Below are 25767 nucleotides of genomic sequence, written 5' to 3'. Positions count from 1 at the left end.
ATGGATGCATTCAATCGTCATTCATTTAAATTCAAAACCACGGGAATGGCATCTTGTAGAACCTTTATTCTACAAGGTGCTGGCCTCTAAACAACTAGTATTTATTGAATCTTTCAATTATGAAGATTGGGATCAGGTGTATAAACAAGTTGTATCTTTTATTTTGTTTAATCGGTTAGAGCATTGGCAACTCATCCTATTAAATAACCATGAACAAAACAAAGAAAATCCAAATAGTTTAACGCGGGAGCTTCAATTTATTAAAGAAAAATTTCTTAATCGATTGACCAAAAAGGGAATTGAGCCGCAAAGAAAAATCCTGTTAACCTTGGATGGTTTAAAAAGAAACGCTGATTACTCACCTATTATTATAAAAAATCATTACCAGTGGCAAATGGATATTTATGGATATATAAAACACCCATTAAATCATAGAGGGAGCTTTGGTAATGCCTTTTTAGATAATGAAATTCTCTCCATTGATTTGGTATGGGGTGAAAAAGTGAATCTTAAAGACGCGGGAATTATGGATAAACCTTCCGAAAGATTTCTTGCAGATTTAAGCAAGCGAAGGACTAATGTTGAAGAATTGCTTTTGAATCTAATTCGTGAAAAGAAAGAGATTGCTATCCGAAATCATTTAATTAGGGATGATTTCTATTATGAACTACATTCCTGTGAAATCCTTGAAACAATCTATGAAGAGTTTTGCCAACAGCTAGGAGAATTGTGTACACCACCATTTTCTTATCATCTCAATACCTTTTTACCATCAAATCTCTTAAAAACCATTATTCAAGAAAATATTGGTATCTCCTCCGTTATCGGTGACTTTTTATTCATCCGTAAATCGGTTTCTGAAGTTTCACCATTTCAAAAAACCCACTCACTACTGGAATATGTTTTTCTACTTAACGCTATTTGCATAAAACCAGAGGTAATTGACAGGGTTCGTAACGGATTATTTTTTGAAGTAGAAGTTGTTTTAAGGGAAGAAGAGTTCAAACAAATGTATTCTAATTACTATGTTTGCCTACAAATGGCGAAAGAGAAAATAGATAACCGAAATTTAGGTCAGGAACATTATATGACAAACAAATTTGCCGAAATTAACTCGCTTCCTTATACCACTAAACCACTTGAGGAGATAGTAATTGAGAAACCGGTGTTTCAGTTTAAAAGCCGAAGAGTCTTTTTGCAGGATTGGAAGCGATTTTTAGAATATATAGAATCAAGTTTAAAAAACCGTGAGGAAATCAGCTTACAATCAGCAAAAGAAGGTGTAAAAATATTAAGCTTTACAAAAAGACAAAAACACGATCATTACTTGGAGGAATTAGTAAATATCAAAGATTATTCACTTGCATTGCAAACTAAAAAGCATCAGCTCCAAGCGGATATAGATGAGATTGCTCCTTCTTTATCAAGTTCACGTTTGCATTGGACTCAGGCGCTTCCTACTTTTAGTAGAAAAATGGAAACACTTGTTAAAGCCTTACCGACACAAAATATCTTAATTATTTCTTGGATAATTGCTTTTATGAGCCTCCTCATTCCTTATTTATCGACGGAAAGTCAACTAGAGATGCAAAATGTTAATCTACTACTAATTGTTGTATTCCCAGGATTTTTAATCGCAATGGTCAGTTTGATTTGCTATTTTACCTATAGATCATTATTAAAGCCAATCAATTCGATTGTGGAGGAAGCGCTTTTGGTTCAAAAGGAACTTGCAGATGATCAAAATTTAACGCATGCAGAATATAATGATTATTTAAATGCCATCTACAAGTTATTTCGGATACGAAAACAATTTCAAGAAATCGAGATAAAAGCAGTACAACAAAAAGAAAAAAATGTCCTTTATCGTTGGCATCAAGGTGAAATTATTCACCATCTAACTTTATTAAGGCAGTTGCTGGATTCATTAGAAATGGAAACAAATTATGATGACAAGGAGAAAGGAATCTCCTTTTTTCAAACATTCTTTGATGTAGAGAAAAATGTCTATCAAAATCCTATTTACTCTCCGTTGGAATGCCAGTTCGAAGTATTTGGTAACGGTCATTCAATCGATGTTTATGTCGAAAATTCTCGTGATGAAATTCAAATCAGGTCGTTAAATCCGATTGAAAAAATCCGCTTTATCCAGGATAAGGTGTATTCAGTATGACGAATTTAAACCTATTTATACTAACTATTGTCGTATTTTTCGTGTTAATCAGTAGTCAAAAAGTTTCAAATATCTCCAAAACAAAACGGTATCAACAAGTTTGGCTGCCAATTTATGCTGTTATTTTTATGATTGTCGTGTTAAATATCGAGGATAAATTTTTGCATGATTTAACCGCCTTTGTGTACAGTTACTTTCCGATTCTAGAAGACTATTCGATTATTGTATTAAATTTATTATTCTTAATGGTCTTTGTATTAACAAAAGTGGTATGGAAAAATGTGCTCATTATACAACAATTTTTAAAGAAAAAACGATCCCAAGTGAAAGTGGGCGTTTCTCATTCTTTGTGGCAAAGATTAGCGATTCTTTTACCCCGAAAATGGGTTAATGAGGTTTTGAAGAAAGATAAATCCGTTTTTATTGCGTACGAGAATACTGCTCAAGGTATTAAATTAATCCCTGAGTGGGTGTTTGCAAGAACGCTTTTTGGGTTTTCTAGTATTGGTGCATTCGTCATTGTATTATGCTTTATTGGAATCGTTTTTTTTCATTTTGAACCAGCTATTATTAATTTATTTCCAAGGTATCCTATCTTATCATTTATCCTTCTTGCTGAATTAACCTGGTTTCTTGGAGGGGAATTACTGAACGCGAAATCAAAGAAATTATCTGGAGAAGATGTTATATCCGTTCATTCAACTCATTACGATGCTTTGTTCGAGGAATACAAGCGTCTTTGGCCAGAACGAATTTTAGCGGCTTCTATAAGTGAAGAGAAGGTTGAACCCTTGGAATTTAACTATCAAACCCTTTCTGAGGATCAAAATATCCAAAGGAGGGTCAATCATCTTTGTGAAAGGCTAAAACGAAACGGACTTGATATCAATGGGAATTATGCACAACTGGCTACCGATATTCTGGAAGAGAAAGATGTATTGGTTGAAGATCCGAATTTTCAAGAACTTGCACCATATTTCTTTTCGGCTATCTACGGGCTACTTGCGAAAAATAAAAAGCTACTCGTTATCACGAATGATCAAAATTCTGCTAAAGAAGCCGTTAGATGGTTCCAAGAAGGGATTGAAAAAGTCACTGGACTTGATTTTGTATGGTCAGTTTCACTTTTTTCGGACGCCTTTGAGCAAAATATGGATGCCGATATTTTAGTTGTCTCACCCAACTATTTATTAAATCAATCCTTCTATTTATTTTTGGAAATTTACCAAGACACAGGCTATACAGAAGGAGTAATCTTTTTAGAAGCGGATAAAACACTAGCTAAATATGGGCTTTTGCTTAATGTATGCCAAAATAGATTAGAACAAAATATGAAAAAGCGGCCTCAATATTTGGTGTTTTCCCAATGGCAAAAAGACTTGGAGCATTCGGTTCGAGAATTTCTTATTTCTGTACCAAAAGACAGACTAGGTTCCATACGAAAAGCTGAAAAGCTCTATTATTTAATATGGAAAATGGAAGGAAAAGAATCATTTCAAAGTAAAATTTTAAGTAAAATGGTACACAGACGCCTTGACTCGGAAGTTATTTTAGCTTTACCTGCTATTAAATTTGGTGTAGAAGCGATCCATTTTGCGGTCCAGAATCAAACGACAACTGAGGAGTGCCTTGCAGAGCTCATCGACCAACCGATTCACCTAAAAAAATATGGAATCAAAGAAAACCAGTTTGCTATTTTGGAGCGGAATATGTCTGTATTTTATCAAGATTTTTGTGTTCCAGTTGGGGATTTTCGCATTATTCTCATTAGAGATCAGCACTTTAACTTAATTGAAGCCCTTAAGCAATGGTATTCTGTCGGAAGGAAAAAAACTTTTGTCCATGTTGTTTCTCCTAGTTATCTACTAAGAGATTATTTTGCTAATAATATTGACCACTTTTTAGAAGATAGCCGCAAGTTTTCGCCACTCGCGACTCGTGTAGCAAATACGGTTTGGAGAAAAGCCTATCTTTTATTGGAAAGACTTAGCACTGACTTTATCAGTGAAGAAGATATTAGAAAGGAAATTCATCCTTACGGTTATTCCGAGGATACCTTAGTAGAAGCGTTAAATAACTTTTTCCATAATATCCTTCATTTAGATTTAGATTTTATGCACCAATTAAGAATAAAGTCTGAGGAGATTTTTGATAAAAATAGCCAAGCCTTTGTCAAAATGACAAAATATTTTTTACCACCGAAAGTAAAACAACAGCTAGTTCCTGATTTATTCCGTTTCTTAGATATTAGAACAACTACAGGGGAAATTCTTGGTCAAATGTTGGCAGGGTATGTCTCACATCATTATTTAGTTGGACAATATCATGCGATTAACGGTCAATTGTACCAAATTACTAAAATTGATCCGCTTTTAGGACATGTTGAGGTAAGATTTGAATCGCCTAACGGCGATATTACCTACCGACAAAGTAGACAATACCAGGTTTCAGGAACAAAAAATATGAAGTTAAGTGTAAATAATACGATACCTATTCATTTTGATGAATATGAGATAAAGAAATGTATTTTAAGTCAAGAAGTAAAGGTTCAAACAAATGGATATTTTACTTTTTCCGACGGAATAAATTTAATGGATTCAACAACACAGTTTACCGCGTTTACCGAAGAAGCCAAAAGAGATGTCCAAAGACAATATCCACTAGGAAATGTCTTATTGATAAAAATATCGGCATCTTTTAAGAAATTTGCAAATTCAGAGAAGCTTGCTTTTACCTTGGCTCATCTGTTAAATGAATGTATCCCGACACTATTCCCATCTACTTATTCTTACTTGGCAATTACAACTGTGTTATCGGACAAATTTTTCCCAGATACTCCTTTTATGGAACGAATGGCCCTTTACATGCCTCAATTGACAAATATTGATTTTCATAATTCAGAAGAAGAAATCTATTTATATATCATCGAAGATTCACCGATTCACATGGGCTTAGTAGAAAGTATTTCGGAAAATTTAGAGCATATTTTCGAAATTATTGCCGACTATTTAGATTGGGCGCTGGAACAGATGAAGGAAGGATATAAACCATTTTTTTACTTAGGTGAATCACATTTGCCAGATGTGTTTGATATAGATGGCGCCTTCGACCTATTGAATGACTTAACACCGAAGAATGAGTTAAAGGAGTTAAGAAAAACAAATATGCTTGTTCAGGTGTTGAAAGACGAACCAGTTCTGGAAACAGCCATCTGTGATTTTTGTGGTGAACCATTGCCTATTGCCGAAAAAGAAAGCTTAGACGATGGCCGTGACCGTTGTTATCATTGTCGGATAACCGCAGTAAATTCGGTAAATGAACTGGAACCACTATACGACGAGGTTAGGGATCATTTTCTGTTTCACTTGAAACTTAATATTCGACAAGATATTTATGTGAAACTATTGTCTAGTAGAGATATTCAGGATCATCCATTTATTCCTACATCCGAATTTGACCCGAGAATTATTGGAAAGGCAATCCGTTCAAGTGACAATCAATTTACAATATTAATTGAAAACGGAGCACCAAAATCGCAGACTCTAGGGACACTTGCCCACGAATTAACGCATATTTGGCAATATGAGCATCTTGATTTAAACCAATTTACTTTGGAGCAACTAGAAGGTCATGCGGTCTGGACGGAAATTTTCTACTTAGAAACGATCGGTGAACTCCGCTATGCGAAGAAACTAAAAGAAAGTATCTTGGCACGGGAGGATAAGTATGGAAGAGGGTATCGTGAAATACTAGAGAGATTAAAGGAATACCCTCGAGGAATGACGCCGTTTGAGTTGTTTCAACGGAAGCTAGTTCCACTACGAAACTAGGATATTTTATCCTAGTTTTTTATTTTTCGAATTTTATTAGGAATCATACGAATTAGGACTTTCGACAAGTTTTTAATCTATGTCGATAAAAAAATAAATATTTTGTTATTGCCAAAATGTCGAAATCCATCTTAAAAGACTCTTAAAACTATTGACCTCATTAGATTTCCTACAAAAAGTCAATCCCATTTCTTGCATGATTCTAGATGCTGTGGGGTTGGCTTTTTCTACTAAATCCAACAAAAAATACGGCTTGGTTATGGTAAGTTAATGGAAGATTCAGAAAATAATTACGAGAATAAAGTCCAATCCTTTGTCGTATCGATTTAAGGAAAAGCGTTTTACCGTGATTCTAGACAGGAACATATGAAATGATGAAAGCTTTTCTGCTTTAAAAGACTGGGCAATATTCGAGAGGGGTACTGTCCCTGTTTTTAACAAATGAAAAGGAGGTAAATGGCTTGGCAACTCAAAAACGCGAAAGATTTTCATTAACACATCTTGAAATGAACTTTCAGGAGGTAGACCCTGGATTAACGAACCGAAAGGCATTGGAGGAAGCAAATCGATGTCTTTATTGCTATGATGCCCCCTGCATTAAAGCCTGTCCAACTGGTATCGATATCCCAACCTTTATTAAAAAAATTGCATCAGGGAATTTAAAAGGTTCGGCAACGAAGATTATGACAGCTAACCCGATTGGCGCTAGCTGTGCACGTGTCTGTCCGACTGAAGAGCTATGTGAAGGGGCATGTGTATTAAATCATTCAACGAATCCAATCCCAATTGGTAAGCTGCAACGCTTCGCGACGGATTGGGCGATTCATAATGAACTCAAGATGTTTGAACCTGGAACAAGGAATGGAAAAACCGTTGCTGTTATTGGCGGTGGACCTGCTGGATTATCAGCTGCAAGAGAGTTAGCTCGCTTTGGTTACGATGTGACGATTTTTGAAGCGGAGGAGAGAGCGGGAGGGTTAAACACTTTTGGTATTGTATCCTTCCGTTTACCACAGCAAATCTCGTTCTGGGAAGTGGATCAGGTCGAGAAATTGGGTGTGAATATTCGAACGAATACACGGGTTGGAAAGGACATACCAGCTAAAAAAATAATTGAAGATTTTGATTTTGTTATTCTGGCTGTAGGTATGTCAGCTGTACCAAATCTGAATATCGAAGGCGAAGAACTAGCGGGAGTTTATGACGCAATCGAATTTGTTAAAGCTACGAAGACAAATCAGTTAACAACAGATTTTGCTGGTAAACGGGTTGTTGTAATCGGAGCTGGAAATACGGCAATAGACGGAGCGACTTGTTCGGTTAGGCTAGGTGCTGAAAATGTCAAAATCCTGTACCGCAGAACGGAAGAAGAAATGAGTGCATACGACTTTGAGTATGAATTCGCGAAACAAGATGGAGTTGAGTTCCGATGGCTAACTGCTCCAAAAAGGATTATCGGGGATGCAAGCGGTAGGGTTATAGGAATCGAGTGTATCAAAATGAAACTTGGCGAACTTGGTCCAGATGGCCGTGCTCGTCCAATGCCAATTGAAAACTCTGAATATATCCTTCCGGTTGACGCTGTGATTAAGGCAATTGGTCAAACACGTCATTTGGATCTAATAGAATCTCTATATCTAGGACATGATCATGGTGTTGTTCAAGTTGATAAAGAAACGTTCCAAACCTCGAATCCAAAAATCTTTGCTTGTGGCGATGTGATATTTGGTGGAAAGGGCAATGGCGAAGCAATGGTTGTGACTGCAGCCCAGCAAGGGAAGCTAGTAGCGCATTCACTACATAAACAATTCGCTGCCATTGAGGTTAAATGAGTAAAAAAAGTAAAGGAGGTTTTGATAAATGGCTGATTTATCTATTAATCTAGCAGGAATCAAATCACCGAATCCGTTTTGGCTCGCGTCAGCCCCGCCAACAAATTCAGGTTACCAGGTCCAGCGCGCATTCGAAGCGGGCTGGGGAGGAGCTGTATGGAAGACACTAGGTGATCCCATTTTGAACGTCTCGTCTCGATTTGCTGCCATCAGTTTTAATGGGCAGCGAGTTGCAGGATTTAATAACATCGAGCTGATTACGGATCGACCAATTGAAGTAAACCTAAAGGAAATCTATGAAACAAAGAAGCTGTTTCCTAACCATGCGATTGTGGTTTCGTTAATGGTAGAACCGAAACAGGAAAAATGGCATGAAATTGTCAAAAGAGTTGAAGATGTAGGCGTTGACGGCCTAGAACTAAATTTTGGCTGTCCACATGGAATGGCTGAGCGCGGCATGGGTTCTGCTTCCGGCCAAGTACCCGCTTTAGTCGAAAAGCAAACCTATTGGGTAAAAGAGGTGGCAAAAACACCTGTCATTGTCAAATTAACGCCTAACATTACGGACATCACAGCCACTGCTGAGGCCGCCGTAAGGGGTGGTGCAGATGCGATTAGTATGATTAATACGATCAACAGTCTGATGGGTGTTGACTTGGATACATGGAATACGATACCTCATGTTGACGGAAAAGGGGCCCATGGTGGCTATTGTGGTCCGGCGGTAAAGCCGATAGCCCTTAATATGGTGGCCGAATGTGCACGCAGCCCAAGAATTAATGTCCCAATCTCTGGTATTGGCGGAATCTCTAATTGGCGTGATGCTGTTGAATATTTGTTAATGGGGGCGACTGGGGTTCAGGTATGTACAGCAGCGATGCATCACGGTTTCCGAATTGTCGAGGATATGATTGAAGGTTTAAATCATTATCTTGATGATAAGGGCATTGCCTCTGTCTCAGAATTAATCGGCAAATCAGTGCCTCGTTATTCCGATTGGGGAGATTTAGATCTGAACTACAATATTGTCGCTAAAATAAACACCGACATCTGTATTAACTGCAATAAATGCCATATTGCCTGTGAGGACACCTCCCATCAATGTATTGATATGCTGACAGATACAAACGGAAAGAGCTATCTAAAAGTTCGTGAGGAAGACTGTGTCGGATGTAATCTTTGTTCTATTGTTTGCCCAGTTGATGGGGCGATTGACATGATTGAGGTGCCAAATGAGCATCCGCCAATGACTTGGAATGATCGCCAGGCAGTATTAAATCTCGTCACACAATGTAAAACTGATATAGCCAAATAAAAGGGGGCTTACAAGTATGAGTAAATTGATTCGAAATGGTACGATTGTCACCGCTTCGGATACGTATATGGCTGATATTTTAATTGAAGATGGTAAGGTATCGGCCATTGGGTCAAATCTCTCCGCTATTGGAGCTGAAATCATCGATGCAAAGGGGTGTTTAGTGTTTCCAGGCGGAATTGACCCACACACGCATCTGGATATGCCCTTTGGTGGCACCGTTACAAAGGATGACTTTGAAACGGGCACAATGGCTGCAGCGTTTGGCGGGACAACGACAATAATCGATTTTTGCTTAACTCAAAAAGGAGTACCGTTAAAAAACTCTATCCAAACCTGGCATAACAAATCCAAGGATAAAGCGGTCATTGATTACGGATTCCACCTGATGATTGGGGAAATAAACGAAAACGTACTAAACGAACTTCCAAAAGTGATTGAAGAGGAAGGGATCACGTCTTTTAAAGTTTTTATGGCCTATAAAAATGTTTTCCAAGCAGATGATGCTACGCTCTATCGAACTCTTTTAGCAGCCAAGGAGTATGGTGCCCTTGTCATGGTTCACGCGGAAAATGGGGATGTTATAGACTATTTAACAAAGCAGGCAATCAATGAAGGTCATACCGCGCCAATCTATCATGCCTTAACCAGACCTCCAGAAGTGGAGGGGGAAGCAACCGGCAGGGCGGCACTTTTAACCGAATTGGCTAATTCACAGTTATATGTTGTTCATGTTTCTTGTGCAAATGCTGTTGAAAAAATTGCTGAAGCCCGTAATAAAGGGCTGAATGTATGGGGAGAAACGTGCCCGCAATACTTAGTGCTGGATCAAACCTATTTAGAAAAACCTAATTTTGAAGGAGCAAAATATGTCTGGTCACCGCCATTGCGCGAAAAGTGGCATCAAGAAGTTCTTTGGAATGCCTTGAAAAATGGTCAGCTGCAAACACTTGGATCTGACCAATGCTCGTTTGATTTCAAGGGGCAAAAGGATTTGGGAAAGGATGATTTTACAAAAATTCCAAATGGCGGTCCAATGATTGAAGATCGAGTGTCGATTCTCTTTTCAGAGGGGGTAAAGAAGGGGCGTATCAGTTTAAATCAATTTGTTGATATTACATCGACTCGGATTGCTAAGCTATTTGGGCTGTTCCCACAAAAAGGGACGATTGCAGTTGGATCGGATGCTGATATTGTCATTTTTGATCCAAATATGGAAAGGATCATTTCTGCGGAAACCCATCATATGGCGGTTGATTATAATGCTTTTGAAGGGATGAAGGTGATTGGAGAGCCAGTATCTGTGCTTGTTCGTGGTGAATTTGTCATTCGTGAAAAGCAATTTGTCGGTCGGCCAGGTTCAGGTAATTATTTAAAACGAGCTAAGTATAATGCTAATACAACGTTAGACCAAAGTGAACTTCAATCTATCTAAGGAGAATGGGGGAGTACGATGTCGGAGCACCAACTTTTTTTAGCAGAACGTGACAAGATTGATTTTCTCATTCAGAAGGGCTACCGAATTGGCTTTATTTTGGAAAATTTAAATGGTGCCTATGTGGATTTTTTCCATCCGGATAGCGAGCAAAAGGAAACGATTCATGTTGGTACCGCTAATGGACGGAAGTATTTTTCTAGTATTCTTATACAACAAAATAGCAGGGCATAAAGGAGAAGTAAGATGACGATTACGAAAAACAATACGACGGTATTAAAAAACTATATCGATGGCCAGTGGGTCGAGTCCAGTAGCAAGCATTCTTTGGATGTACCTAACCCAGCGACAAACGAGTTGTTGGCCAGAGTGCCAATTTCAACTAAAGAGGATGTTCATCAAGCAGTTTCTGCTGCGAAAAAAGCGTTTTCTACCTGGAAAAACGTCCCTGTCCCAAAACGAGCTAGGATTCTATACAAATATCACCACCTTATAACTGAAAATCATGAGGAGCTTGCTAAATTAATTGTTCAAGAGAATGGAAAGTCCTACAAGGAAGCCTACGGTGAGGTTCAGCGTGGGATTGAATGCGTAGAGTTTTCGTGTGGCGCACCGACATTAATGATGGGGGAAACTCTATCGGGGATTGCTGAAGATATCGATTCGGAAATGTTTCGTTATCCGCTGGGAGTTATTGGTGGAATTACCCCGTTTAACTTTCCAATGATGGTGCCATTGTGGATGTTCCCACTTGCCATATCCTGTGGAAACACTTTCGTTTTGAAACCATCTGAGCGGACGCCCATTTTAGCTAACCGATTGGTTGAATTATTTACAGAAGCTGGAGCTCCTGCAGGGGTGTTGAATGTTGTCCATGGTGCTCACGATGTGGTGAATGGATTATTAGAACATCGCGATATTGCTGCGATTTCCTTTGTTGGTTCACAACCAGTGGCCAAGTATGTATACGAACGTGCTGCTGCTGAAGGGAAGCGGGTTCAAGCGTTGTCCGGTGCGAAGAACCATCATATCGTTATGCCAGATGCCGACTTGGAAAAGGCAGTTCAACATGTATTAAGTTCAACTTTCGGCAGTGCTGGGCAAAGATGCATGGCTTGCAGTGCTGTAGTTGTAGTCGGTGATAATGAACCGTTTGTGAAAGCTTTGAAAGAAAAAGCGGATGAATTAATTATTGGCAATGGGATGGATGATGAAGTGTTATTAACTCCAATCATTCGCCGTGAGCACCGTGAGAAAGTATTGGGATACATTGAAAAGGGTATAGAAGAAGGGGCAGACCTGATTCGTGATGGACGGCGGGAAATGGGCGAGGGCGAGCTGACAGAGGGGAATTTCTTAGGTCCTACCATCTTTGATCATGTCCTTCCAGAAATGACGATTGCTAGAGATGAAATTTTTGCACCTGTGTTAAGTCTGTTACGCGCTAAGGACTTAGATGAGGGGCTTGAATTTATTCGAAAGTCGCGTTACGGAAATGGTGCAACCATTTATACGAATGATGCACGTGCGGTTAGAAAGTTCCGAGAGGAAGCGGATGCCGGTATGCTGGGAATTAATGTCGGAGTACCGGCAACGATGGCGTTCTTCCCGTTTTCTGGCTGGAAGGATTCCTTTTATGGTGACCTTCATGTTAACGGTAAAGACGGTTTGAACTTCTTTACACGAAAAAAAATGATCACATCGCGTTTTGATGGATAGGAAAGGAAGGTTTTTATGGTACAAATGAGTCATTCTCAAGAAACGTTGCAGCAACAAGATGAACGCTTGGTTTGGCACAGTATGAAACCTCATAATCCGAATGCTACGATTGTTGTAGAAAAAGCGTCCGGTTCCTGGATTACTGATGTCGATGGGAAACGGTACCTCGATGCAATGGCAGGGCTATGGTGTGTCAATGTTGGCTATGGACGAGAGGAACTTGCGGAGGCGGCCTTTGAACAACTTAAGGAAATGGCCTATTTTCCGCTGACTCAAAGTCATGTTCCTGCTATTAAACTAGCTGAAAAGCTTAATGAATGGCTTGGCGATGAGTACGTCATCTTCTATTCTAATAGTGGATCTGAGGCTAACGAAGCCGCTTTTAAAATTGCTCGCCAATATCATCAACAACGTGGTGAAGGTAGTCGATATAAAATTGTTTCTCGATACCGTGGTTACCACGGTAGTTCAATGGGGGCTCTGGCGGCAACGGGGCAGGCGCAGCGGAAGTACTTGTATGAGCCATTGACACCTGGCTTTATTCATGTCGCCCCACCTGACAGCTATCGTGACGAATTTAATTCAGCAGACCCACATAGTGTTCGAGAAATTGACCGTGTAATGACGTGGGAGTTAAGTGAAACAATCGCGGCGATGATTATGGAGCCAATTATTACCGGTGGGGGGGTCATTGTTCCTCCGGATGGGTATATGAAGGCTGCAAAAGAGGTTTGCGAGAAACATGGGGCTTTGTTAATTGTAGATGAAGTTATTTGTGGTTTCGGTCGTACTGGTAAGCCGTTTGGTTTTATGAACTATGAGGTGAAACCTGATATTATAACGATGGCAAAGGGAATAACGAGCGCCTACTTACCTTTGTCCGCCACTGCGGTTCGGAAGGAAATCTATGAAGCTTTTAAAGGTTCTGGGGAATATGAGTTCTTCCGTCATGTCAATACTTTTGGTGGGAATCCGGCCGCTTGTGCGTTAGCGCTGAAGAATCTTGAGATTATGGAGCGTGAGGGGCTATTCGACCGTTCGCGTGACTTAGGGGAAAAGGCCTTAAATGAGTTGAGCTCCCTTTTGGCAGAACATCCTTACGTCGGTAATGTTCGCGGAAAAGGCTTGCTGATTGGAATTGAGCTGGTTGAGGATAAGACCTCTAAGGCACCATTGGATAGTGGCTTAGTGAATAAAGTTATTGCCGATTGCAAGGCCGAGAGGCTGATTATTGGTAAAAATGGTTTCACTGTTGCCGGCTTTAACAACGTGTTGACGTTGTCTCCACCATTGAATATTGAGCTAGAAGATCTGAGTTTTGTTGTGAAGACCTTGGTTGCGGCATTGGAGAAGATTAAATAAGATAGATGATTGTTAGGCACTCGCTGGATTGTGTTGGCGAGTGTTTTTTTTGGAGATTGATGACCTTTTTGTATAAAATCCGGGAAAAAGGGTCATCAAACTGAAGAATGGTTACTGTTTTTGTGTGAAATCGAGAAAAGGGTCATCAAATTAAAGAATGATACCTTTTTTGTAAGAAACCAAAAAATTAGGTGACAAATTCCTTTACTTTTTTCCACCATCTAACATATGATGTAGGAGTAATACTATTTTTTTACATTAAAGGGGGATTAAGGGTCCGATGAGCACTTTCGTTGTTTGTTTGGGATGAAACTATAAACGGGATTAGTGTGCCCATTTTTAGTGAAACCAATCGTAAACAACGAACGTTAGCTCCCTTTCCTCTTATCAATATTCGCGTTTCCCCAAAATGGCTTTTAGCTAGCTATTTTGAAAACCGATCAAAGGTAGAGGTTCTTTCCTCTACCTTTTTTACATCAGAATATAATGAAAGAGTCTACCTCTTGTTGCGATTGGTTCAAATAATTTGAACTAAGGAGTGACAGTTATGAGCATAGTTTCGGTTGAAAACTTAACTCATTATTTTGGCGATAAATTAATTTTTAAAAATATTAAATTTCGGTTGTTAAATAAGGAACGAGTTGGGCTAGTAGGGCCAAATGGAGCCGGAAAATCAACTCTCCTTCAAATCCTATCAGGCAGCCTATTGCCCGATATCGGAACCATTCAGTGGCTGCCCAATATTCAAGTTGGTTTTTTGGAACAGCATGCTGAATTACAGGCAGGAATAAGCATACGAGGATTTTTAAGAAGCGCATTTCAACATCTTTATGATATGGAACTTGAGATGCTTCGGATATCAGAAAGTATGGCGAATTGCAGAACAGAAGAGCTTGAAAAAAGTCTTAGGCGATTTGCGCAAATCCAAGAACTATTGGATCATCATGATTTTTATCACATAGATGCCAAGATTGACGATGTTGCGCTAGGTCTAGGAATTTACGTTCTCGGAATGGATAAGGACGTTTCGCAATTAAGTGGAGGGCAAAGGACCAAACTATTGCTGGCGAAGCTTTTATTAAAAGAACCGCATATTCTATTGTTAGATGAGCCAACCAACTATTTGGACACCCAACATATTGCTTGGTTAACGGGCTATCTGAAAAATTACCAACATTCATTTATCCTCATCTCCCACGAGACTGAGTTTTTAAACGAAGTGGTGAATGTTGTGTATCAACTTGAACATCGAACTTTAACGAGATATTTGGGGAATTATCATAAGTTTACCGAGCAATATGAACTTCGAAAGCAGCAAATTTTCACCGCATTTGACCGGCAGCAAGAGGAAATTCAGAAGCTGGAAACGTATATTCAGAAAAATAAAGCCCGGGCCTCCACAGCTAAACAAGCGAAAGCCCGTGAGAAAAAACTTCAAAAAATGGATCGGATTGTGAAACCGGACTCGACACCAAAGCCGAGATTTTCCTTTAAGGTTTCGGAACGTCCAGCTAGCCTTATCGTGGAAGCAATTCAATTAGCAGTAGGGTACGAGTACGAATTGTTACCACCATTTGATTTTAAACTTAAACGTGGAGAAAAAGTGGCCATCATCGGTCATAACGGAATTGGCAAATCAAGCATGTTGAAAACAATTCTGGGAGAGTTACCGCCTTTTAATGGGAGAGTTTCTTTTGGTCAAAATGTTTATCCGTCATATTTTGCTCAAGAATGGAATACGACCTCGGATGAAACCCCACTTGAATTTATTTGGTCTAAACATGAAACAATGACACAAAAGGAAGTTCGCCAGGCACTTGCAAGAGCAGGGTTAAGATCGGAGCACATTTCTCAATCATTAAGTTCGTTAAGTGGTGGAGAACAAACGAAAGTACGTCTTTGTCAGCTTATGTTAGAAAACAGTAATTGGCTGATATTAGATGAGCCGACCAACCACTTGGATGTTCGGGCAAAGGAGATATTAGCGAATGCCTTACACCACTACGAAGGAACAGTGCTAATCGTTTCCCACGAGCTCGATTTTTATAAGGATTGGGTAACGGAAGTGTGGGATTTGGAGAGCTGGAAACGATAATTTTATCTAAACTAATTCATGTACCTCCTCGGAAAATTATGGCTGTAGGAGGTTTTATAATGGGAAAAATTTTCTTGACTCGCTTCGAACGTGATATACTCATTTTTAAGAGTAGATTTTCAAATTTAGGAGTGATACCTATGAGTATTGGCTATATAAATGGAAGATATGTGGAGATTGACGAGCTTGTTCTACCGATTGATGAGCGAGGTCATCAATTTGGTGATGGTGTTTACGAAGTGATACGTGTTTATAACGGAAAGCTGTTTATGCTAGAGGAGCATTTAGAACGTTTAATCAATAGTGCAAATGCTATAAGACTACCGATCACAAATACGTTGAATGATTTTAAAAATTTAATTCTTGAGGCAGTGGAAAAATCGCAACTGGCAGATTGTAATGTTTATTTGCAGATTACTAGAGGTATTGCGACGAGAAATCATCTTTTTCCAAATGTTCCTGTTTCCATAACGATGACGGTCAGACCTGCTAAGGTGCTATCGATTGAGAGCCGTGAAAACGGAGAGAAAGCGATTTTTCATGACGACGAGCGTTGGGCGAACTGTTACATAAAATCTTTGAATCTATTGCCAAATATTTTAGCGAAGCAAATAGCTCATGAAGCAGGATGTTATGAAGCGATTTTAGTTAAGGATGGATTTGTGACAGAAGGAACGAGCTCGAATGTGTTTATCGTGAAAGATGGAAAAGTCTATACCACCCCACTTACAAAGCATATTTTACCAGGAATTACAAGAATTGCTGTTAAAAATGTTGCTGCCACACTAAACATCGATTATATCGAAAAACATGTAACGCCGGATGAACTTTTAACAGCCGATGAGGTATTTGTAACGAGTACAACTTCAGAAATTATGCCGATTGTAAACGTTGGGAATCAAGTCATTGGCAGTGGCAAACCAGGTGAAATCACGAAAAAGTTATATCAACAATTTTTAAAGACCATATAGAGGGAGCGGTGAAAATGGAGATTATCGATTTACATTGCGATGCCCTTCTCAAGCTTTGGGAAGGAAAAGGGGCATTAAGATATGCAGATGCGACGGAGCTTGAAACAAACATGGCTCGTTTGCAAAAAGGGAATGTCAAAGTACAATGTTTTGCAATTTTTATTGAGCCGACCATTCATTTTGATCAGAAATTTCAATGTGTCCTCGAGCAAATCGATTATTTTTACCAGGAAGTGTTAGGGAAAAATCCTGAAATGAAGCATATTAAAGAATGGGCTGATTTTGACCAGCTAAAGCCCGGCGAAATCGGTGCGATGTTGACATTAGAAGGTGTCGATGCCATTGGAAATGACCTGACGAAACTAAGAACTCTTTTTAGGCTTGGTGTACGTTCTGTCGGATTAACTTGGAATAATGCCAATCTGGCAGCCGATGGAGCTGGTGAACCACGTGGTGGTGGGCTAACCTTATTTGGTAAAGAGGTTGTCCGATTAAATAATGAGTATCAAGTTTTAACGGATGTTTCACACTTGTCAGAACGAGCATTTTGGGATGTCATTGATTTAGCAAAATATCCGATTGCCAGCCATTCAAATTCGCGCGCTCTTTGTGATCATCCACGGAATTTATGGGATGCCCAAGCACAGGCTATGTTTGAAAAAGGCGGTATGATTCATGTCGTTTTTTGTCCTCCTTTTGTGAAAAAAGGCGGCAATGCTACAGTTGCCGATGTGGTGAAGCATATTGATCATTTCTGTTCAATTGGTGGCGTTCAACACATCGGGCTAGGTTCAGATTTTGATGGAATCTCAACCTTTGTTTCAGGGTTGGAAGATGCCTCTAAGTATCCGAATTTGATTAACGAGCTGTTAAAACATTTTAGCGAGGACCAAGTGAGAGGCTTTGCTTATCAAAATTTCCTAAACTTCCGCCCAAAGGCTGTTAAGTAAAATGAAGATAAGAGAAGCGGGGATGATCATTGGTACATTACCTACGGGTAGAAAAAACTGTATTACCGATGTAGAAGGAGTTCAGGTCGGGCATGTCACACTAGATTATCCTTTGGATAAAAATGGATCAGAATATGCCTGCACAGGTGTGACGGCGATTTTACCACATGGAGGAGATCTTTTTAAAGAAAAAGTCGTTGCCACGAGCTATGTTCTTAATGGGTTTGGGAAAACAACCGGTCTTGTTCAGGTTAATGAGCTAGGTTTGCTGGAAGCACCGATTATGCTGACGAATACGTTCGGAGTTCCTGCGGTGACACAAGGAACGTTGCAGTACATGCTTGAAACAAACCAAGAAATCGGCGAAACGACTGGAACAATCAACATCGTTGTTGGGGAGTGCAACGATAGTTATTTGAATTCAATTCGAAAATTGCCTGTTACGCCAGAACAGGCGATAGAGGCCATTCACCAAGCCTCATCTGAAGTTGCTGAAGAAGGCGCTGTTGGGGCTGGAAAAGGCATGGTTTGTTTTGGGCATAAAGGCGGAATAGGTTCATCTTCACGTGTTATTCATGGTGAGGGTGACGAAATTTTCACCTTGGGATGCCTTGTTTTAAGTAATTTTGGAAAAAAGGACGAATTCCAGGCTGAGAGGTATTTATTACATAGTGGAACTACTGGTTTGTATGAAACAGCTGATGGCTCGATTATTATTGTACTAGCTACTGATGCTCCAATCGATTCCCGTCAACTACAACGAGTGGCCAAAAGATGCGGGATTGGTTTAGGGCGGACAGGAAGTCATTTTAGCCATGGAAGTGGTGATATTGTCATTGCTTTTTCAACAGCCAATCGCTACTCCCATTTTAGCGAAAACTCGCTGGAAACAAGAAGTTATCTAAGGGAAGACCAGCCGCTCTTTAATCAATTATTTGTCGCTGCTGCTGAAGCGACTGAAGAGGCAATCTTAAACTCTTTGTCACAAGCGAAAACGACGAGTGGTCGGGCTAGCAGAGTCGTTGAAAGCTATCCCTTTCCCTTTCTTCAAATATAGATAGGAGAATTAGTAATGAGATTAGTATCATGGAATGTGAATGGCCTTAGGGCTTGTGTCGGGAAAGGCTTTTTAGATTATTTTCGTGAAGTTGATGCCGATATTGTTTGTTTACAAGAAACGAAATTGCAAGAGGGACAAATCAATCTTGAATTAGAGGGATACTCGCAGTTTTGGAATTATGCGGTCAAAAAAGGCTATTCCGGTACGGCGGTTTTTACAAAAAAAGAGCCTCTATCAGTCCGAAATGGGATAGGGATGGAAGAGTATGATTCAGAAGGTCGTGCCATTACGCTAGAATTTGAAGACTTCTATCTTGTTACGGTCTATACTCCAAATGCCCAGCGTGACTTAGCACGACTGCCTTTCCGCCTAACTTGGGAGGATGTTCTAAAGGATTATTTGTTTAAATTAGATGCGGTCAAACCTGTAATTCTCTGCGGTGACCTTAACGTTGCACACAAGGAAATAGATTTGAAGAACCCGAAATCAAACCGTGGTAATTCCGGGTTTACGGATGAGGAACGAGGTAAGATGGACCACTTACTAGGTAGTGGTTTTGTTGATTCCTACCGCTATTTATATCCCGATTTTGAAGGTGCCTACACTTGGTGGTCCTATATGAACAAGGTCCGCGAGCGGAATATAGGATGGCGGATTGATTACTTTATTTTATCAGAGCGATTAGCACCAAAAATGGTCGATGCCAGGATAGATTCACATATTTTAGGAAGCGATCACTGTCCGGTGGTGCTTGAAATTGAGATTTAATGTTAATACTGAATAAAAAAGGACATAATTGTCCTTTTTTATTTAGGTATTTTTGATTTAATACATACGTACATCTTACAATCATGTTTTGTTCAAAAAAAGGGGGAACCCCATTTGAGTAGTATTGAAGCAGTACACCCGCTAGCCATCCAGCATACAAAACAAAAAGTATATCAGGATATTGATTATTATTTGGAAAATAAAGAGCAAATGCCCACATTTCAGCAATACATGCTTGACCGTAAGCATTATCTGGAACAAATTTGGGTTAATGTTTGGCTTAATTACGTCAACAATAAAGTCTCAAAAAATGAAAAAAAGGAATTTTTAGCAGAAAAAGATTTTGAAGTAGATGGGGTTAATCGTAAATTAATTAACACCTTGTTCCGGAATGAAATGCGGGACTATCAACCGTTTCCGGTAATCGAATGGCTATCTGAAACTTTTCAAAATCAGGAGCAAAAATGGGTTGAACGTTATGAAAAGGCAAGACATCACTTTTTCAACCGCGAGCGGGAAGAACAGTTATTTGAGGCACGGAGACAGATACAAGACGACCTAGATGATGCTATAGCCGATATTCTTCACGAAAATGAAGAACAACTATATTTAAGAGTGCGTCATCAAGTGGCACAGCAATTACAAAAGGACTTCGAAACGAAAACCAAATATAAAAAAGTTGATACCTTTGCGTTGGAAATCAAGCTGGAGGAAGAAGGCGTTTTTAAAGCTGAAGATTTCCAGGCGATGGCTGAGTTTTTTGAAGAACTCACAGGAAATATCCATAAAACCACACATGGTGGCCGATCCTTCTTTGAATATGAAACTTACGAATACGGTTATGAACGGGTTATCCATCAGCAGCTTTTTGACATTGCTTCGGAGATGGTCATTCAGAATCTTCCTGGAGAACTTACACAACAGTATGAGGAACTTTTCGGTGAAGGAATTGAAGAATTAGATGAAGATATGTTGGACGATCATCTCTATGAATTAGCCGAAAACTATTTCCAAGCGATTCAAGAGGAATATGTAATGGATCTATTACAATTGGCCGATATTCCATTTGATTTCGAAAAACACAGAGAAATCTATGTGAGGGACCGTGAAGCCTGGGCAAAACGGAAAATCAAAGAGCAAGAGGAATTAAAGCGGAAAAGGCAAGAAGAAGCTCGAATGCTCGAAGATATTTTTGGTAAGGAATATAGTCTATCCCATGGAAGGCCGATTCGATATGTGCTACATATCGGAGATACAAATACGGGTAAAACCTTTCATGCCCTTGAAAAAATGAAACAGGCCGAAAGTGGCCTATATTTAGCGCCACTTAGATTACTTGCATTAGAAGTATATGACAAGCTAAATCACGAGGGTACGCCTTGTTCACTCAAAACAGGTGAAGAGGAAAAGCCTGTTCAAGGAGCCCGGCATATTTCTTGCACGGTCGAAATGTTTTATGAAAAAGATTATTATGATGTGGTCGTGATTGATGAGGCGCAAATGATTACCGATAAGGATAGAGGATTTGCGTGGTATAAGGCAATCTCAAAGGCAAATGCCAATGAGGTTCATATTATTGGAAGCAAAAGTGCCAAGTCGATGATGTTAAAGCTATTAGGGGATGCTGATATCGAAATAAATGAATATACCCGCGAGACCCCGCTTGAGGTCGAAGCAAAAACATTCAAGATGAATGATGTTAAAAAAGGGGATGCCCTAATTTGTTTTTCGCGAAAGAGAGTGCTTGAAAATGCTGCTCGTCTACAGCGTGCGGGTCAGTCTGTCAGTATGATATACGGAAGTATGCCTCCGGAGACTAGACAAAAGCAAGTACAAAGATTTATTAAAGGTGAAACGAAGGTAATCGTTTCAACCGATGCAATTGGAATGGGGTTAAATCTACCCATTCGGCGAATTGTTTTTTTAGAAAATACGAAGTTTGATGGGGAAAAACGACGTCGCCTCACCTCACAAGAAGTCAAACAAATTGCGGGTCGGGCCGGTCGCAAGGGAATATATAATACCGGAAAGGTTTCCTTTACCGAAGATATTAAAGTAATGAAAGATTTACTTGAGAAGGAAGACGTCCCTGTTTATGAATTTGCGGTTGCACCAACAACGGGGGTGTTTGATCGGTTTCAGAAATACTATCGTGATTTGGGAATGTTCTTTGAACTCTGGGGAAAATTTAAGAGTCCAAAAGGGACGGTTAAGGCTACATTATCCGAAGAAAAAGAACTATATGAGTTAATTCGCGGCACCGAGATTGAAGCTCGATTATCATTGGTTGATTTATACGGATTTTTGCATATGCCATTTTCGATAAAAGAACCTGAGTTAGTACGGCAATGGCAACAAAATATGTTTGCGATTGTTGAGGGCGTTGATTTACCAGAACCGAGAATTAAAAAACGAAGTCTTGAAGATCTGGAACTAACTTACAAGGCGATCGGTCTTCACCTCCTATTTTTATATCGATTAGGTAGAGGAACAGAGGCGATTTATTGGGAACGGTTGCGAGCAAATATAAGCGATGATGTCCATGAAAGCTTAAAAAAAGAAGTCAAAACACTAACGAAAAAGTGTAAGAATTGTGGCCGAAAACTTTCGTTGGATCATCCATTTCCGATTTGTAACAGCTGTTATGAGGCGCGTTACCGACGACGATATGAGGAAGATTGGTACTAACCAAAGGAAGGTTGTGATGTGATTTGTTATTTGGGGCGCACGTTAGCATTAAGGAAGGTTATTTGGGGGCTGCGAAACGGGCTGTTAAAATCGGCGCATCCGCTTATCAATATTTTCCGAAAAATCCCAGAAGCTTAACGGTAAAAGATTTTAATCCAGACGATGCTTCTTATTGTAGACAATTTTGTAAAGAATATGGGATTATATCGATTGCCCACACCCCTTATCCGACAAATCTCACTCCGTCGCCAAGTAAAAAGGAACTAACCATTAAGTCACTCAAGAATGATTTAGAAATTGCAAATGCCTGTGGATCAATAGGTGTGGTTGTGCATTTTGGCAGTCATATTAGTGCCTCTAATCCTTTAGCAGGATATCAGTTGATGATTGAAATGCTAGATACAGTGCTAGAAAACTGGGATGGTGACTGCCAACTTTTAATCGAAAATGTCGCTGGAACTCCTGGAATTATGGGAACAACGATGGAGGAACTAGTACAAGTACGCAGTCTTTGTCGCTACTCTGAAAAGATTGGATTTTGTTTCGATACTTGCCATGCATTTTCAAGCCAATTATGGACGGGTGAAAATCTAGATGAGTTCACCCAAAAGGGTGTCGCACTAGGATATTTTGATCATTTAAAAGCCATTCATTTGAATAATTCGAAATATCCGGTTGGTTCTGGGAAAGATCGTCATGCCAATATTTTTCGCAATGGCTATATAACTGAAAATCAATTTAGTGCCTTGATTCAAGTACATTTATTTGAAAAAATACCGTTTATTTTAGAAACCCCTTCAGACGAGGGGATTACCCATGAAGAAGAAATTAGTCGTTTAATAGAGACATGGGGGTAATTGAAGTGAAAACAATAAGCATAAAACTTACTATTGTTGTATCCATTTTTTTACTGTTCTTTTTTTTAGTCGGATTTGGATGGACATTGCAGCATCAATTTTTTAACACGTCTGATTCAAATGTGGTTGTAAAAAATGAAGATAATCGTAAGGATTCAAATATCAATCAGAATAAAACCATTGTCGCACTGGGTGATTCATTAACAAGGGGTACTGGTGATGCGGCCGGTAAGGGGTATATTGGCTATTTAGTGGATGAGCTTGAAGAGAAATCAAATGAAAAAATCACTCTACAAAACCTTGGGGTAAAAGGATTCCGTTCTAACCAATTATTGGAACAAATCGGTCAGGCTGGAGTACGAGATCAAATTCATAAGGCAGACATCATCCTTATTACAATTGGTGGCAATGATTTATTCCAAAGCGGTCAGACGATTATCGATATGAATTTACAGCAAATTGATTTACTCCGAAATCAATATCTGGGGAGCTTAGAAAAAATCATTGCAGAATTGCGAGAGAATAATGAAAAGGCGACGATTTATTTTATTGGATTGTATAACCCGTTTATCGATTTGAATGATGCGGCTGTGATGACTAAAGTTGTACGCCAATGGAACTATGAAACAAGCGAACTCTTGGACAAGCATCCCCAGACCGTTTTTGTACCAACTTTTGATTTATTTCAATTGAAAGTAAACGATTATCTATACACAGATAAATTCCATCCGAATACAGAAGGTTACAGGTTAATTGCTGAACGGGTAGCCTCCTTAATTACGTGGTAAGGGGGAAAGAAAATGAATGAAATCACACTCTCTGTAAAAGGTTTACGAAAATCAATCGGCAAAAGAGAAATTATCAAAGGGATTCATTTAGATTTGAAAAAGGGCGAGGTTTTTGGTTTTTTAGGTCCAAATGGGGCTGGGAAGACGACAACGATTCGTATGCTTGTTGGATTAATAAAGCCAACTTCGGGTACGATTGAAATTTGCGGTTTTAATGTAGAAACTCAATTTCAAGAAGCAATGCAAAACTTAGGGTGTATAGTTGAAAATCCCGAGTTATATTCGTTTTTAACTGGCTGGGAAAATCTCGAGCATTTTGCAAGAATGCTTCCGAATGTTGGGTCGGATCAAATCGATGAAGTGGTGAAACTAGTAAGATTAGATGAACGAATTCATGATTTGGTAAAGACATATTCTCTGGGTATGAGACAGAGGCTTGGAATTGCCCAGGCATTGCTTGGGAAGCCGAAAGTGCTGATTTTAGATGAGCCGACGAATGGTTTGGATCCAATGGGAATTCGTGAGATGCGAGGGTTTATTCGCTTTTTGGCCGAGTCGGAAGGATTGACCGTATTGGTATCTAGTCATTTATTAAGTGAGATTCAATTGCTATGTGACCGGGTTGCGATTATTTCGAAAGGCCAGGTAGTAAAGATTGATTCGGTAGAAAATTTATTAACCCTTCAAGAACGAATGGTATGGAAGGTTACCCCGCTAGAAAAGGCGATAGAGGTATTGAGTGGGCTAACAACGGTTATAAGTTCTACAGAAGAAGAACTAGTTACACCATATCTGGAAGGACAAACATCTATTTGGAATAAACGCTTGGTGGATCAAGGAATTGAAGTAAGGGAAATGAATCGTAAGTTACCTGCATTAGAGGATTTATTTTTAGAAATGACAGGTGGTGAATCGATTGATTAAGCTCGTTCATAATGAATTACTTAAAATAGTGCGCAGAAAAAAATTAATCTATGTTGGATTGATTATAGCGGTGCTAGTCAGTCTATTTACTTACGCACAATTTAAAGAAATTGAAAGAAGGATTGAGCGAGTTGGTTCGATAGATTGGCGGACAACCTTACAGCAGCAAATCATTGATACGCAAAATCGGCTTATGAGTAGTGGAATTTCAGAGGAATGGAAAAATCAGCTCCAACTTCGGGTTCAACAGCAGCAATATTACTTGGATCACGATATTAATCCGCTTGAACCGGGTGCTCCAACGTTTATGCGAACGTTTGGGGAACACTCCATTACGTTGTTCCTTCCTTTAATGGTCATGATTATTGCGGCTGATTTGGTTTCGGCTGAGCGAAGTGCAGGGACCATAAAGCTTTTACTAACACGTCCAGTTAGACGGTGGAAGGTCTTAATGAGTAAATTCATGGCATTGCTATTATCGGTATCGGTTATCGTTTTTATTTTTGGACTGATGTCCTATCTTATTTCGGGCCTCGTTTTCGGGTATAAAGGTTGGTCAGCTCCGATGTTAACTGGTTTTACCAGTACAGCAGGAGAATTAAATACCGGGTCAGTTCAAATGATTCCCCAATGGCAGTATTTGTTTATGGAATATAGTCTTATTTGGTTTGTGGCAATTATCGTTGGAACCATAACGTTTATGATTTCAGTGTTAGTTCGGAGCACTCCAGTGGGCATGGGTGTGATGTTGGCCGCGTTAATTTCTGGAGCAATTTTAAGCAGTATGGTTTCTTCATGGGAGTCGGCTAAATATTTGTTTATGATAAATTTGGATTTAACCGCTTATTTGGCAGGGAATCCTCCGCCTATTGAAGGGATGTCATTAGGGTTTTCGTTGGTTGTTCTTTTGCTTTGGGGCATGGTCGCATTACTTATATCATTTTTTGTGTTTATTCGACAAGATGTTTATTAGGGCTTTAGGGCTTTCAAGACAGGAATT

At 39.4% G+C, this 25767-nt stretch carries 18 protein-coding genes; all 18 read left to right on the top strand.

Annotated elements, in window-relative coordinates; translation table 11 throughout:
- The first annotated feature begins 4 nt into the window (after positions 1–4).
- Positions 5–2173 carry a hypothetical protein gene (locus ACX9YW_RS01635; protein WP_460340779.1) on the top strand — a complete coding sequence of 723 codons (2169 nt, stop codon included), beginning with the start codon at positions 5–7 and terminating at the stop codon, positions 2171–2173.
- Complete coding sequence (locus ACX9YW_RS01630; RefSeq protein ID WP_460340776.1) at positions 2170–6003, top strand: hypothetical protein; 3834 nt, start codon at positions 2170–2172, stop codon at positions 6001–6003. Before ACX9YW_RS01635 ends, ACX9YW_RS01630 begins: the two co-directional genes overlap by 4 nt.
- Before the next feature lie 506 nt (positions 6004–6509).
- Positions 6510–7835 (top strand): NAD(P)-dependent oxidoreductase, encoded by a 1326-nt coding sequence (locus ACX9YW_RS01625; protein ID WP_460341263.1) that lies wholly within the window; start codon positions 6510–6512, stop codon positions 7833–7835.
- A 28-nt stretch (positions 7836–7863) separates the two neighbouring features.
- On the top strand, positions 7864–9150 hold the full coding sequence (preA, locus tag ACX9YW_RS01620) for an NAD-dependent dihydropyrimidine dehydrogenase subunit PreA (RefSeq protein ID WP_460340773.1): 1287 nt from the start codon (positions 7864–7866) through the stop codon (positions 9148–9150).
- A gap of 16 nt (positions 9151–9166) precedes the next feature.
- Positions 9167–10585, top strand: coding sequence for a dihydropyrimidinase (hydA, locus tag ACX9YW_RS01615; RefSeq protein WP_460340770.1), 1419 nt, complete (start codon positions 9167–9169; stop codon positions 10583–10585).
- Between the two features lie 18 nt (positions 10586–10603).
- Positions 10604–10819: a hypothetical protein gene (locus ACX9YW_RS01610; RefSeq protein WP_460340767.1), complete on the top strand. Its 216-nt coding sequence runs from the start codon at positions 10604–10606 to the stop codon at positions 10817–10819.
- A 12-nt stretch (positions 10820–10831) separates the two neighbouring features.
- Positions 10832–12304: a CoA-acylating methylmalonate-semialdehyde dehydrogenase gene (locus tag ACX9YW_RS01605; RefSeq protein WP_460340764.1), complete on the top strand. Its 1473-nt coding sequence runs from the start codon at positions 10832–10834 to the stop codon at positions 12302–12304.
- A 15-nt stretch (positions 12305–12319) separates the two neighbouring features.
- Positions 12320–13666, top strand: coding sequence for an aspartate aminotransferase family protein (locus ACX9YW_RS01600; protein ID WP_460340762.1), 1347 nt, complete (start codon positions 12320–12322; stop codon positions 13664–13666).
- A gap of 547 nt (positions 13667–14213) precedes the next feature.
- The gene (locus tag ACX9YW_RS01595) at positions 14214–15761 is read left to right on the top strand and encodes an ABC-F family ATP-binding cassette domain-containing protein (RefSeq protein WP_460340759.1); all 1548 of its coding nucleotides are present in this window, start codon (positions 14214–14216) and stop codon (positions 15759–15761) included.
- Positions 15762–15901: 140 nt separating this feature from the next.
- Complete coding sequence (dat, locus tag ACX9YW_RS01590; RefSeq protein WP_460340756.1) at positions 15902–16732, top strand: D-amino-acid transaminase; 831 nt, start codon at positions 15902–15904, stop codon at positions 16730–16732.
- Positions 16733–16746: 14 nt separating this feature from the next.
- Positions 16747–17682 carry a dipeptidase gene (locus ACX9YW_RS01585; RefSeq protein ID WP_460340753.1) on the top strand — a complete coding sequence of 312 codons (936 nt, stop codon included), beginning with the start codon at positions 16747–16749 and terminating at the stop codon, positions 17680–17682.
- A 1-nt stretch (position 17683) separates the two neighbouring features.
- A complete protein-coding gene (locus ACX9YW_RS01580) occupies positions 17684–18739 on the top strand; it encodes a DmpA family aminopeptidase (RefSeq protein ID WP_460340750.1) in 1056 nt (351 codons plus the stop codon).
- Positions 18740–18754: 15 nt separating this feature from the next.
- Positions 18755–19510: an exodeoxyribonuclease III gene (locus ACX9YW_RS01575; RefSeq protein ID WP_460340746.1), complete on the top strand. Its 756-nt coding sequence runs from the start codon at positions 18755–18757 to the stop codon at positions 19508–19510.
- A 114-nt stretch (positions 19511–19624) separates the two neighbouring features.
- Positions 19625–22198: a DEAD/DEAH box helicase gene (locus ACX9YW_RS01570; RefSeq protein ID WP_460340743.1), complete on the top strand. Its 2574-nt coding sequence runs from the start codon at positions 19625–19627 to the stop codon at positions 22196–22198.
- Positions 22199–22221: 23 nt separating this feature from the next.
- Positions 22222–23055, top strand: a complete 834-nt coding sequence (locus ACX9YW_RS01565) for a deoxyribonuclease IV (protein WP_460340740.1) — start codon at positions 22222–22224, stop codon at positions 23053–23055.
- 5 nt (positions 23056–23060) lie between these two features.
- On the top strand, positions 23061–23843 hold the full coding sequence (locus ACX9YW_RS01560; protein ID WP_460340737.1) for an SGNH/GDSL hydrolase family protein: 783 nt from the start codon (positions 23061–23063) through the stop codon (positions 23841–23843).
- 12 nt (positions 23844–23855) lie between these two features.
- A complete protein-coding gene (locus ACX9YW_RS01555; RefSeq protein WP_460340733.1) occupies positions 23856–24767 on the top strand; it encodes an ABC transporter ATP-binding protein in 912 nt (303 codons plus the stop codon).
- Positions 24760–25740, top strand: a complete 981-nt coding sequence (locus tag ACX9YW_RS01550; protein ID WP_460340730.1) for an ABC transporter permease — start codon at positions 24760–24762, stop codon at positions 25738–25740. The genes ACX9YW_RS01555 and ACX9YW_RS01550 overlap by 8 nt, the downstream gene beginning before the upstream one ends.
- Positions 25741–25767: the final 27 nt, after the last annotated feature.

The organism is Pseudoneobacillus rhizolycopersici (assembly GCF_054786815.1).
This window is presented reverse-complemented; position numbering and strand designations above follow the sequence as displayed.

Coding starts and splice junctions, on each gene's coding strand:
- ACX9YW_RS01635 (WP_460340779.1), top strand. CDS start 5: ATGCATTCAATCGTCATTCATTTAAATTCAAAACCACGGGAATGGCAT.
- ACX9YW_RS01630 (WP_460340776.1), top strand. CDS start 2,170: ATGACGAATTTAAACCTATTTATACTAACTATTGTCGTATTTTTCGTG.
- ACX9YW_RS01625 (WP_460341263.1), top strand. CDS start 6,510: ATGAACTTTCAGGAGGTAGACCCTGGATTAACGAACCGAAAGGCATTG.
- preA (WP_460340773.1), top strand. CDS start 7,864: ATGGCTGATTTATCTATTAATCTAGCAGGAATCAAATCACCGAATCCG.
- hydA (WP_460340770.1), top strand. CDS start 9,167: ATGAGTAAATTGATTCGAAATGGTACGATTGTCACCGCTTCGGATACG.
- ACX9YW_RS01610 (WP_460340767.1), top strand. CDS start 10,604: ATGTCGGAGCACCAACTTTTTTTAGCAGAACGTGACAAGATTGATTTT.
- ACX9YW_RS01605 (WP_460340764.1), top strand. CDS start 10,832: ATGACGATTACGAAAAACAATACGACGGTATTAAAAAACTATATCGAT.
- ACX9YW_RS01600 (WP_460340762.1), top strand. CDS start 12,320: ATGGTACAAATGAGTCATTCTCAAGAAACGTTGCAGCAACAAGATGAA.
- ACX9YW_RS01595 (WP_460340759.1), top strand. CDS start 14,214: ATGAGCATAGTTTCGGTTGAAAACTTAACTCATTATTTTGGCGATAAA.
- dat (WP_460340756.1), top strand. CDS start 15,902: ATGAGTATTGGCTATATAAATGGAAGATATGTGGAGATTGACGAGCTT.
- ACX9YW_RS01585 (WP_460340753.1), top strand. CDS start 16,747: ATGGAGATTATCGATTTACATTGCGATGCCCTTCTCAAGCTTTGGGAA.
- ACX9YW_RS01580 (WP_460340750.1), top strand. CDS start 17,684: ATGAAGATAAGAGAAGCGGGGATGATCATTGGTACATTACCTACGGGT.
- ACX9YW_RS01575 (WP_460340746.1), top strand. CDS start 18,755: ATGAGATTAGTATCATGGAATGTGAATGGCCTTAGGGCTTGTGTCGGG.
- ACX9YW_RS01555 (WP_460340733.1), top strand. CDS start 23,856: ATGAATGAAATCACACTCTCTGTAAAAGGTTTACGAAAATCAATCGGC.